Source organism: uncultured Methanobrevibacter sp., from assembly GCF_905235195.1.
GTDB lineage: Archaea > Methanobacteriota > Methanobacteria > Methanobacteriales > Methanobacteriaceae > Methanarmilla.
On sequence record NZ_CAJOKH010000051.1, the window covers coordinates 1 to 12,324 of the forward strand.

Here is a 12,324-nt window from a genome sequence, read left to right on the forward strand (position 1 = left end):
TGAAGAAAGAGAAAAAGATAAATATTATCATAAAAAATGCAAATCAAACATTCAAGATAGCTTTTAAAAAATCAAAATTTTCTTAGCTTGACAGCATTGAATAAAAACAATACCTTTAAATAGGATTGAAACATAAATTATATTGTTCTATAATTTAGAACATTTACTAATTTATATTAGTAACTAGTCCCGTAGGGTAGTGGTAATCCTTCTAGGCTTTGGACCCGGAGACGGCGGTTCGACTCCGCTCGGGACTATTAATTCTTTTTATTACATATTTTATACTATTTTAATCTTTTAAACTAATTATTTTAATAATTTTAATAAATGTTTTTTATTATCATTGGAATATTTTTAAAATACTATATATTTTTTACAATGGAATATTCAAATTATATTTTAATTATATGGAATTTATTTTTTTTGAGGAATAATATGGACAATATATTAATACTTGGAGTTAATACAAGGCCCTTAGTTAATTCGGCTAAAAAATTAGATTATAATGTTTATTCCTCTAGTTATTTTACTACCTTGGATTTTCCAGAAGGAATATATGAAAAACACTTATTAAATGAGGAAATTGACAGTAGCTGTGGCTCATTTCAGGAAAATTTTTCGAGTCTTAACTTACTTGAAAATGGAAAAGAATATTTGGATGATGCAGATTTAATTGTACTAAGCTCAGGTATTAGTAGTGATGATTTTAAAGGAGAATACAAAAAGTATCAAAAAAAAATTATTGGAAATAAATCTACAAAAGATGTTAGTAATAAATATAGATTTTACCAGAAAATTTCAAATAAATTCCTAACTCCTATTAGTTTTTTAGTGAGTGATGTATCTGAATTTTTGGAAATACTTAATGAATATAATGATATGCAATTTATTATAAAACCCAATCAAGGATCTGGAGGGTATGACACATTACTTTTAAATTATGATATGTTCATTGAAAATAATCATATTAAAATATTGATTGAAAATATGATTAATAGTTTAGGTGAAATACTCATACAAGAATACATTAGTGGAATAAATATTTCATCATCAGTACTCTCAAGTTCTACTGATGCAAAAACCATAATTAATACTCGACTTTTAAATCTTAATGATTTAGGTTATAATGGAGATTATAGATATTGTGGAAATATATTACCTCTTGATATAAAGTCTCTACAAGTATTGAATAATTACACCATAGCTCATGATGAAATTGGAGTTAAAAACCTTAACGCGGATGTATCAGAATTATCAGAAGAAGTAATTAAAGAATGTAAATTAATTGGTTCTAATGGTGTAGATTTAATATTATCAGATGAGATGGAAGATGATATATTAAATAATGATTTATATCTAATTGAAGTCAATCCTCGTTTTCAAGGAACATATGAATGTGTAGAAAAAATATTATCAATAAATCTACTGGAAGAACATATTAATGCATGTAATGGACAATTGATTGAAGAAATTAATCATAAAGGTTATGGAATAAAAGAAATAATCTATGCTCCATATACACTAAAACAGGGAAACTTAAATATAGATGGACTATTTGATATTTCAAAAGAAGGTACAATAATAGAAAAAGATGAACCACTTGTTACAATACAAACAAATAATGTAAAAAAAGGACTTAAAGAGATAAGTAAATTAAAAGAATATATTGATTCTAATATATGCCCTGTAAACTAATCAAACTAAACCATACGGATTTTAAAATGTACATGAAAGATTCAATAAGTAAATTTAAGTTTTTAGAAATATAAAAATTAAAAATTAAAAAAAGTTTAAAATTTAATTATTCCTAAAGCAATTAGAATAAACAGAATAGTTCCAAAAGCGATAAAAAAAGTAGTTGCTATCATAGCAATATTAATATATAAAAATAATTTAGCTCTTTTATCTTGATCTAACATTGCAAGTTGAAATGGATTTCTTTCCATAATAATCACTAATATAATCTTAATTCTATTAAATTATCAATAATCTTATTTTTTTAAAATAAATTAATTTAACTAAATAATCTGATCTTTTATAATTAATAATAATATGATTTAATATAATATATATCTTGTTTTTAAAATTATCTGTTTTTTTAAAAAAAAAAATTTAAAAAGAGTATTCTAATGAAAATTAAGAATTGTCAATATAATCTAAAAAGCTTAATCTAGATAGAATATAGATTAATGATAAAAAAGGGATTTGATAGTAAGAGAAATCACCCATATCCCTTTTTTAATATAATCTAATATATTCTAGAATTCGTTTTATTTAAGCTTCGTTTAAAGCATCTTTAGCTGCATTTTTTGCTTCGTTTTGTTCAAGAGTAGATCGAATCATTTTCAATCTTACGAAATTTTCCCTTTCCATCTCTTGAAGTCTCATGTCAATAGATTTAACAGTGTTTTCTAATTTTGGAATCATAACATGTTCAAGAGCGTTTACACGACGTTTAGTAGATTCAATTTCTTCAGCTAAAAGGTAAATAGTTTTTTCAATTTCACCAAGTTCAATAATCATTCTTACTGAATCTTCGAATTTTTTAGCAGCATTATCTAATTGAACTGAAGTGTCTGAAAAACCATATCCTCTCTCAACCAATGATCTTGAATCAAATTGTGTATCACATAAAGGAACAGGAACACCCATAATATTTCTAGATGTAACATCTACATTTACAGATTCTTTAACGGATAAAGCAGTTTTTTGTACAGCCAAATCACCTAATTGAATTTGAGCTAATGTTAAAGCTTCATAAGCTTCATTAAGAGTTAACTCTACATCAGAACGAGCTCCTTTCACTCTGTCTAAAATATCAAAAAACTCTTTAATTAAAGCATCACGTTTCTCTTTAAGTAAACTGTGACCTTTAACTGCAAGGTTTTGACGTTTTTTAAGTGCAAGTAACTCCATACGAGTAGGGTTAATTCCTTCTAAAATTTCTTCTGCCATAATATCCTCCTTTGAAAAGTTGGATTAGTTCTAATACAACTAATCTAATCTTTAAGGTGTTCTGCAACAAATTCGTCTTTAACCCTTTTAAGCTCAGATCTAGGTAAGATTCTAAACATATCCCAACCGAGGTCTAAAGTTTCTTCAATGGATCTATCTTCATCTTTAGTTTGAGTTACAAATCTATTTTCAAATTCATCTGCGAATTTTAAGAAACTTTGATCCCTTTCGGTAAGAGCTTCTTCCCCTACAACAGCAACTAAATCTCTTAAGTCACGACCTTCTGCATAAGCAGAATACATCTGATCAGATACTCCACTGTGGTCTGGTCTAGTTTTACCATCACCAATACCACCACTCATTAAACGAGATAATGAAGGAAGTACATCTACAGGTGGGTAAATACCTTTCCTGAAAATATCCCTACTTAATACGATTTGTCCTTCTGTAATATATCCAGTTAAATCTGGAATAGGGTGAGTAATATCATCTTGAGGCATAACCAAAATAGGCATTTGTGTAATAGAACCTTCTTTACCTTGGATACGGCCTGCTCTTTCATAGATACCTGCTAAATCAGTATACATGTATCCAGGATAACCTCTTCTTCCAGGTACTTCGTCCCTAGCAGCAGAAATTTCCCTTAATGCTTCACAATAGTTGGTTAAATCTGTTAAGATAACAAGTACGTGCATACCTAATTCAAATGCAAAGTATTCTGCAGTGGTTAAAGCCATTTTAGGAGTTAAAATCCTTTCAATAGCAGGATCATCTGCTAAGTTCATGAATACAGTTACTTTCTCTAATGCACCAGTTCTTTCAAATTCATTCATAAAGAAGTTAGCTTCTTCGTGAGTAATACCCATAGCACCGAAAATTACTGTAAATTCAGTATCTTCACCAACTACTTTTGCTTGTCTTGCAATTTGTGCTGCAAGATCGTTGTGAGGTAAACCAGAACCTGAGAAAATAGGAAGTTTTTGTCCCCTTACTAATGTGTTCATTCCATCAATAGTAGAAATACCTGTTTGAATAAAATCAGCAGGATATTCCCTTGAAGTTGGGTTCATAGGACTTCCGTTAATATCTAAATCTTTTTCAGGAATAATCTCTGGACCACCATCAATAGGTTTACCAGTACCGTTAAATATACGTCCCATCATTTCTTTTGAAACACCAATTTTAGCAGTTGAACCAGTAAATCTAGTTTTAGTGGTTTTAGTGTTCAAATCTTGAGTACCTTCGAAAACTTGGATAACTGCAATGTCATCTCTTACTTCCAAAACTTGTCCACTTCTTTTTTCTCCAGCAGGAGTTTCAATATCTACCATCTCATTGTATGCTACTCCTTCAACACCTTCAACAACCATTAAAGGACCAGCTACTTCAGTAACAGTAGTGTATTCCCTAGTTTTAATATCAGTATTCATTCTATACACCACCAATTTGTTCTACAACTTTAGCTTTAATCTCTTTAACTCTATCTTCAAACTCTTCTGTAGGTATGTATTTCATCCTAGCAATATCATCTTTAATAGGTAAAGATTCTAATTTTTTGATGTCCCCACCTCTAGCAATAGCGTTTTGAGCTTCTTTGTTAAATAAAAGAATAGTTCTTAACATGTCAGCTTGTTTTTTAGGTGGACAGTAAGTATCTACATCATCAAATGCATTTTGTTGTAAGAAATCTTCTCTTAACATACGTGCAGTTTGTAAGGTAACTTGTTGTGAATCAGGTAAAGCATCTGGACCAACCAATTGTACAATTTCCTGAAGTTCAGATTCTTCTTGGAGTAAAACCATAGCTTCATCACGGTTTGCTCTCCAATCATCACCAACAGTTTCTTGCCACCAATTTTGGATACTGTCAACATATAATGAATAACTTTGTAACCAATCAATTGAAGGGAAGTGACGTTTATCTGCAAGAGATGCATCTAATGCCCAAAATACTTTTGTAATACGTAAAGTGTTTTGAGTAACAGGTTCGGATAAATCTCCACCAGGAGGTGATACAGCACCAACTACACTAATGGAAGCTTCTTGAGGTTCAGTTCCAATAGTAAGTACCCTACCAGCTCTTTCATAGAATTGTGCTAATCTAGATGCTAAGTATGCAGGATAACCTTCTTCACCAGGCATCTCTTCTAATCTTCCAGAAATCTCCCTCATAGCTTCTGCCCATCTAGAGGTTGAATCTGCCATAAGTGCTACATCGTAACCTTGATCCCTGAAATACTCTGCAATAGTAATACCAGTATATACACATGCTTCACGAGCAGCTACCGGCATATTAGATGTGTTTGCAATAAGAACAGTTCTATCCATAATTGGATTTCCTGTTTTAGGATCATCAAGGAATGGGAATTCAGTAAGTACCTCTGTCATCTCATTTCCACGTTCTCCACATCCGATATATACAACAATATCTGCATCAGCCCATTTAGCTAATTGCTGTTGAGTAACAGTTTTACCTGAACCGAAAGGACCAGGAATAGCAGCTGTACCTCCTTTAGCAACAGAGAAGAAAGTATCTTGAGCCCTTTGACCAGTTACAAGTGGTATATCCGGGTCAAGTTTTTCAACATAAGGTCTAGCTTTCCTTACAGGCCAAATTTGTAACATTTGAACTTTTTCAATAGTTCCATCTTCAGTTTCTACTTCTGCAATATCATCTACTACAGTGTAGTCACCATTAACAATAGATTTAATAGTACCAGAAACACTAGGAGGTACTATAATTTTATGAACAACAGCAGAAGTTTCTTCTACTTCACCAATAATGTCTCCACCAGTTACTTTATCACCAACAGAAACTACTGGTTTAAATGTCCATTTTTTCTCTTTATCAATAGAAGGTACTTGGATACCTCTAGCAATGAAATCTCCAGATTCTGCTTTAATAATTTCAAGAGGTCTTTCAATTCCATCATAAATAGATCCCATAATACCAGGACCGAGTTCTACAGATAATGGTCCTCCAGTACTTTCTACTATTTCACCAGGTTTAATACCTGCGGTTTCTTCATATACTTGAATGGTAGCAGTGTCACCTTCGAGTTCGATAATCTCCCCGATAAGTTTTGCTTCACCTACTCTTACCATTTCATGCATTTGAGTCCCTCTCATCCCATCAGCGATGATAACCGGACCAGCAATTTTGATAATATTTCCTTCAGTAATCATTTAATATCTACCCCAATAACTCGTTTAATAAGAGCCCTCATTTGGTCTCCATCAGATTCAGACATACCATCTTTATCAGGGATTTCAATAATCATAGGTACAATTTCTGAACCAATTGTTTTATTAATATGTACTCTTATTTCATTAGCTATTTTCTCTGTAATAATAATAATTGAAACTTTGGTTTCAATCAAGTCATCAAGAGCTTTTTCAGCTTCTTCTTTATTATTTACGACACGTCCTTCTCTAACTCCACCAAGTCTAAAACCGGTGACAGTATCTAAATCTCCAATAATAGCAACAGAACTCATAATATCACTCCATAATTAATATATGAAATCATACAAGCATCTCCTGAATTTTAGCTTCAGGGAATCCTTCTTCTCTTTTAGCTCTTGCAATGATTTTTAAGTTTTTGATTTCTCTTTCTTTACCACTTAAAAATCCGATAATTGGACCTACACCTAATGGTTTTTCTAAAGATAAGGAATGTGAATAATCAGCAAAGTAAGAATCTAATGCATTTTCAAATACAGCAATAGATGCTCCATTATTATAATTAGAAAGAGGTTCTTGAAGAATCTCTGCATATTTTGTACCATCTAATGAAGAGATAACTCCTTCAACAGAATCAGATTCCATTAAATCTTTGAGTTTCCATTCTCTTATTTGATAACCTTCATTAATTAAGTAAGGACTAACTGCATCATAATCTAAACCATCAGCTTTTGCTCTAATTATTAATTTAAGATTATCCATATCTACTTGGGTTCCAATATATGAATAAATTGCTTTAGTATTATCATTTCCAGGAACTTTAGTTGAATGTAATAATTTATGTAAGTAATATTTGTCTAATGCATTTGAGAATGGTAAAAGTGAACCTTCCTCTTCATATTTTGCAATAGCATCAACTAATATATCACCATATTCAGTTCCATCTAAACCAGCAATGACATCATTAACTGAGTTTGCATCTACTAAGCGATCTAAATCATTATATAATGAACCAGAAGGAAGTAATAAATTAGATGTTTCTTCATTACTATAACCTACTTCTTTAGCAGTTAATAATGCTTTAATATTAGCAATATCTGCTTTAGTAGCTAATACGTCGAATGAATCCTTTATTTCATTAGGTACAATTGTTGAAATATATTTGTATGTATCAGCCATATGTGTATCTAATGATTTTTCAATAGAGTATTCGGACAAATATGGAGCATAATCTGGTAATCCTCTTAAATATGAAGATACTTCTTCAATATTATTAGATTCTAAAATCTCAGTCATTTGTTTTTCATTTAAGAGTCTACCTTTTCTAGCTCTTACTTTAGCAATAGGATTGAGATAAGGATAAATATCTAAAATTGGTCTACTTGCAACAACAACAATAACTGCCCCAACAACCATAATTGCAACAATAGCAATCACCATTACAATTTGAGGATCTAATTGTAGTTGTCCTATTAAAGTAGCTATATCATCAGCCATATTTTCTCACTCCTATTTAAATAATATTTGAGCAACTTCACTACGTAATGATTTTTTAAATCTTTCTTGTCTAGATTCAATAGTGTTATTTACTTCTATATCTCCATTTTTAGTTTTTACAATAGCTCCCCCAATAGTTTCTATTGGTTCACCTAATTCTAAAGTAGTAGTTACATTTGTTTTTGAAGATACATCACTAGCAATGGAACTTAAAGATGATTCGACTTTAGATTTATCAGCTTCTTTAACATGAACAGTTAAGTCTCCACCACCAATTTCCACAGCAGCTTCTTTAATCATTTTAGATAATGCATCAACATATTTTGGATCTGTAGTAGATCCTAAATCTTTTAAATCTGCCATAGCTTTACTAAAAGCCATTTCGATAACTTCTTCTTTAGCCCCTAACTCAGCTCTACGTTGATTCATTCTTGCTTCAGATATAATTTGCTGATATCTCATATCTGCTTGTTTTTGACCATCAGCAAGAATTTTATCTTTTTCAACGCCAGCATCTTCTTGTGCTTTAGCAATGATGTCATCAGCTTTAGTTTGAGCTTCTTGAATTATTCCATCAGCTTTAGCTTGAGCCTCAGAGTTAATGTTAGAGACAATTTTGTCTGCCCCAGAACTCATTAAAAGACCTCCTAACCTATCCTAAAATATTACCGAATACCATAAGTAAGATAGCGATTAAGAAACCATAAATAGCCTGAGTTTCAGGTAATGCTGAGAAAATAATACCTCTTGCAAACATATCATCATTTTCAACAATTGCACCTATAGAAGAACCTGCAACAATACCTTGTCCCATACCAGAACCAAGGCCTGCAAATCCTACAGCAGCACCTGCACCTACAGCAACAATACCTACAGCAACGTTATCAATAGGTTTTCCTCCAAGTAATCCTGAAAATACTAATAATAAGATAGCAATCAAGAAACCATAAATAGCCTGAGTTTCACACAATGCTGAGAAAATAATACCTCTTGCAAACATATCTCCATCTTCAGCAACAGCACCAACAGAACCTGCAGCTGCCATTCCTTGACCTAAACCTGAACCTAAACCAGCAAATCCAACTGCAATTCCAGCACCGACAGCTGCTAAAGCAGTTCCTAAGACAATTTCTACCATAATTTATTTCTCCTTGAATATATTAATTTGAAATTTTTTTTAAAATTTGAATTTTTAATTATAAATGAAAAAACTATTTATTAATTTTAGTAAATTTTCTTTGAGCTTTGAAAGCCTCAAATTTGTTCTTTCCACCCTGATAAAACTGAGCAAAGAACTCAACATAGTTAAGACGTAATGCATTTACTGCAGCACCAAGAGTTTGGAAAAGCCAATTGACAAAATGTCCCCCGAAAAATACTATAATTGCAATAATTACTGAAACAATTGGAATTGGAATCATAGTATTACACATGTTTGCAATGATATTTACAGTCATTGCAACACCACCGGTAGCTAAACATAATGCAAGTAACCTTGCAAATGAAAGAAGATCTCCCATATAACTGAATACATCCATCACACCATAAGCACCACTACCCCATATAAGGAGTCCGAGAGATGCAATAATGAATAATCCGCCAAGAACAAATCCAATCATTCCTATAGATGGAACCATATAACCTAATGCTAAGAAAACAATACCGAACTCAAATACAAACCAAACGATTTGACTAGAAAATGCTCCTTTTTTATCGCCATTTCTAAAGTTGTTAATTGCACCTAATAAAAATCCTATATTTAGGTAAATAAAACCAACAGCAATAGCAATAACTAAGATTGTAGCTGCATTGTGGAATGAATCTAACCAAGGGATTGTAGTAGGAATTGGTCCAAGCCCTAAAATTCTATCGTAGAAATCTCCTAACATAGAATTTGTTATAGCACCTAATACCATAGCCCATAATCCACAAGCCATAAATATTTTACCGTAAGATCTGATATCTTCACTATTTCTTCCGAGACCTCTGTATAATACAAAGTATCCAACAAGGAAGTTTAAAAATCCATAAAATAAATCAGTTAAACAGAACCCAAAGAAGAATGGGAATGTTATAGCTACAAAAAATGTAGGGTCAATCTCATTGTATTTTAATGGAGAGTACATTTGTACAATAAGTTCATATGGTTTAACATAGCCAGAATGGTTTTGAAGAACAGGAACATCTTCACTATTATCTGGAACGTCTTCAACTTCAATAACACAGTATCCTTCACTAGCTTTATCTATTAATTTTGTAGCTTCATCTACTTTTTTAAGAGGAATCCAAGCTTCAAAGAATTTAGAATTTTTAGTTTGAGCAAAACTGGAGAATATTTCGTTTTTCTCTTTTTCATTTTCTAACTGTTCTTTTAAAGCAAGAATATCATCATCCCATTTTTTTGCAAGTTCTTTCAATTGACCTTGGAGTTGGGATTTTTCACTTTCAATAGTATCTAATCTTGATTGTGCAGAGCTAATGAATTGTGATGGAGTACCATCCATACCATCAACATCTAAACTATCAAAATTAAATTTCCTAAGTGAAGAATAAACATTATCTTTATACTCATTAGAAGTAATTACAATAATACTTATAAATTCATTATTTTGTTTTACTTCCTCAATTACAATTTCATCAGTTATTTTATTTAATTCTGCCTTTACTTCAGAAGCAGATTCAACATCAATCCTTCCAACTATTGTTGAAGTAGTATTAGTATCTCTTAAAGTACCTAAGTCAACATTAAGATTTGTTAACTTATTAGCAATGGTAATTTTTGAAGTTAATCTACTTTTTTCAGTGTCGAGAGCGGATAATTTATCCTGTAAAGGATCTAACTCTGCACCAACATCATCTAAAACTGATTCTGCATAAATTATTAAAGCATCAGTATCTAAATCATCCACTGGTTTAGGGACGATTAAATCTGGGCTAAATACAGAATGTAAAGTATCTTTAATACTATTTCCAAATGCCTGAGCATTACCAAAAGTATCAGAAATACTTGTAGTTTTCATCAATAAAGATGAAATTTGACCAGTTTGTGATGTAGATTTTGAGGGAGTGACAAGTTCCGCAATTTCAGGATCCTGTTGAATACGTTCTGAAATATCGTCTATTTGAACAATACCCTCTTCATGTAGTACATTGACTATATTTTGAGCGTATGAATCCAATGTGACTATTCTAAGTTTACGCATTCTTTCAGTTTGAAACATTAATCTCACACTACAACAATTTTTCAACAATAACAGAAGCAGCTTCATCTACATTTACTGAAGAGTTAGCTTTAATTGATTCAACGCTAGATTTAGCCTGAATCTTAATTTGATTAGCCTCTTGTTTAGCTTTTTCTTCTGAATTTAAAACAGCACCATCAGCCTCTTGTGTAACTGAACTTTTAGCATCAACAAGAATTTGATTTGCTTTAGAAGTAGCATCTTTAATTAAATCATCAGATTTAACCTTAGCATCTTCTACAGTAGTAACAGCATCACTTTCGGCTTTTTTAATCATTGAGATAGCCTCTGATATTTCTGCCATATTTAATCACCATGGTATTTAAATTTTATTTAGATTAATACCCATTAATTACATTTTTCGGTTGAAAAATCATAAGTTTTCTAAATAAAACGAATAAAACTATTAATAATATCTTTAAATAAGTAAATTCATAATATAAAAAAGGATTTTATAAAAATAGCAAAAAATTACTTTTTCTTACTACTTTGATAAAAAAATCTAAGAAAACGAGGAGGTAACTTTTTCACATATGCTAAAATAGAAATAACAATTAAAAGTAATCCAAAAACTAAAAAAACATAATTATAAGGATTAATTAAGAAAGTATAACCAATTAAGGCAAATAAAATACCCTCAATTAATAACATAGCCTTATTCCACTCTGGTCTAAAAGAGACAAGTGGAAATGCCACACCCACTAAAGAAATTAGAAAAGAAGTAGCAAGGTTTTCGTTAGTTAAAGGCTCCCCTAGATAAAATGGTGAAATAGCTAAGCTTATCATAACAAAAAGAAAGAGTATAGAATACATATGCATTCTAGACTTAAAACTCATATTTACCATAATATCATCTACCCTTAAAAAAATTTTTATATTAATTTTATTTCTCTTACTATCAAAATTATTAATATATAATTTATTGTAATTTTTAATATAATAAATTATCTATTATTTTATAAATATAGAAATTTAAAATAAAAAAAAAATTGAAAAATATTTTAAAAATACAAAATTGTTTTTTAAAATAGTTCCAATAAAATTTATGTATATTTTAATTTAAATAATTATTGATATGGCTTTTAATATGCAATATATAATTAACAATCATTATAAAAGATTATAAATTAAAAAATATTCAATAAAATAAAAAATTATTAAAAATTAGTTAAAAAAATAAAGAGTTAAATAATAAGAATTTGAATTTTTTTAAAATAATGAACAAACCATTGAACTAAAAAAAAATATAGAATTTAAAATAGATTTTTTTGATAAAAATTATTGAAAAAATTTTATAAAATAATATTATTAAAACTATTTAAAAAAAAGAAAAACTTAAGAAAAAATGTATTTAGGGGCCTGAAATTTTCTGAATAAAATTCGGGCTAAAATTTCTTATTTTTTATGTTTATCATATTCATTTATAATTGTTTGTAAAAATACAATT

The 12,324-nt window shown here is 30.2% G+C and carries 12 protein-coding genes and 1 tRNA gene; 2 read left to right on the forward strand and 11 right to left on the reverse strand.

Annotated features, from left to right (window positions below; translation table 11 throughout):
* Positions 1-185: 185 nt before the first annotated feature.
* Positions 186-257: transfer RNA gene (locus tag QZ146_RS06850), tRNA-Gln, on the forward strand.
* 178 nt (positions 258-435) lie between these two features.
* Positions 436-1,695, forward strand: coding sequence for an ATP-grasp domain-containing protein (locus QZ146_RS06855; RefSeq protein WP_295722948.1), 1,260 nt, complete (start codon positions 436-438; stop codon positions 1,693-1,695).
* 95 nt (positions 1,696-1,790) lie between these two features.
* Here the strand turns inward: QZ146_RS06855 and QZ146_RS06860 are convergent, their stop codons facing one another.
* From QZ146_RS06860 to QZ146_RS06910, 11 genes are all read right to left on the reverse strand, one after another.
* A complete protein-coding gene (locus QZ146_RS06860; protein WP_295722949.1) occupies positions 1,791-1,946 on the reverse strand; it encodes a hypothetical protein in 156 nt (51 codons plus the stop codon).
* 328 nt (positions 1,947-2,274) lie between these two features.
* Positions 2,275-2,955, reverse strand: a complete 681-nt coding sequence (locus QZ146_RS06865; RefSeq protein ID WP_295722951.1) for a V-type ATP synthase subunit D — start codon at positions 2,953-2,955, stop codon at positions 2,275-2,277.
* 44 nt (positions 2,956-2,999) lie between these two features.
* Positions 3,000-4,385: a V-type ATP synthase subunit B gene (locus QZ146_RS06870; RefSeq protein ID WP_295722953.1), complete on the reverse strand. Its 1,386-nt coding sequence runs from the start codon at positions 4,383-4,385 to the stop codon at positions 3,000-3,002.
* Between the two features lies 1 nt (position 4,386).
* Positions 4,387-6,141 carry an ATP synthase subunit A gene (locus QZ146_RS06875; RefSeq protein WP_295722955.1) on the reverse strand — a complete coding sequence of 585 codons (1,755 nt, stop codon included), beginning with the start codon at positions 6,139-6,141 and terminating at the stop codon, positions 4,387-4,389.
* On the reverse strand, positions 6,138-6,455 hold the full coding sequence (locus tag QZ146_RS06880; protein WP_295722964.1) for a V-type ATP synthase subunit F: 318 nt from the start codon (positions 6,453-6,455) through the stop codon (positions 6,138-6,140). The genes QZ146_RS06875 and QZ146_RS06880 overlap by 4 nt, the downstream gene beginning before the upstream one ends.
* A 25-nt stretch (positions 6,456-6,480) precedes the next feature.
* On the reverse strand, positions 6,481-7,635 hold the full coding sequence (locus tag QZ146_RS06885) for a V-type ATP synthase subunit C (protein ID WP_295722956.1): 1,155 nt from the start codon (positions 7,633-7,635) through the stop codon (positions 6,481-6,483).
* A 12-nt stretch (positions 7,636-7,647) separates the two neighbouring features.
* On the reverse strand, positions 7,648-8,271 hold the full coding sequence (locus QZ146_RS06890; RefSeq protein ID WP_295722957.1) for a V-type proton ATPase subunit E: 624 nt from the start codon (positions 8,269-8,271) through the stop codon (positions 7,648-7,650).
* Positions 8,272-8,287: 16 nt separating this feature from the next.
* Positions 8,288-8,773 carry a V-type ATP synthase subunit K gene (locus QZ146_RS06895; RefSeq protein ID WP_295722958.1) on the reverse strand — a complete coding sequence of 162 codons (486 nt, stop codon included), beginning with the start codon at positions 8,771-8,773 and terminating at the stop codon, positions 8,288-8,290.
* Positions 8,774-8,846: 73 nt separating this feature from the next.
* The gene (locus QZ146_RS06900) at positions 8,847-10,856 is read right to left on the reverse strand and encodes a V-type ATP synthase subunit I (RefSeq protein ID WP_295722959.1); all 2,010 of its coding nucleotides are present in this window, start codon (positions 10,854-10,856) and stop codon (positions 8,847-8,849) included.
* 10 nt (positions 10,857-10,866) lie between these two features.
* Positions 10,867-11,181, reverse strand: coding sequence for a V-type ATP synthase subunit H (locus QZ146_RS06905; RefSeq protein ID WP_295722961.1), 315 nt, complete (start codon positions 11,179-11,181; stop codon positions 10,867-10,869).
* Positions 11,182-11,348: 167 nt separating this feature from the next.
* Positions 11,349-11,723: a hypothetical protein gene (locus tag QZ146_RS06910; RefSeq protein ID WP_295722962.1), complete on the reverse strand. Its 375-nt coding sequence runs from the start codon at positions 11,721-11,723 to the stop codon at positions 11,349-11,351.
* Between the last annotated feature and the right edge of the window lie 601 nt (positions 11,724-12,324).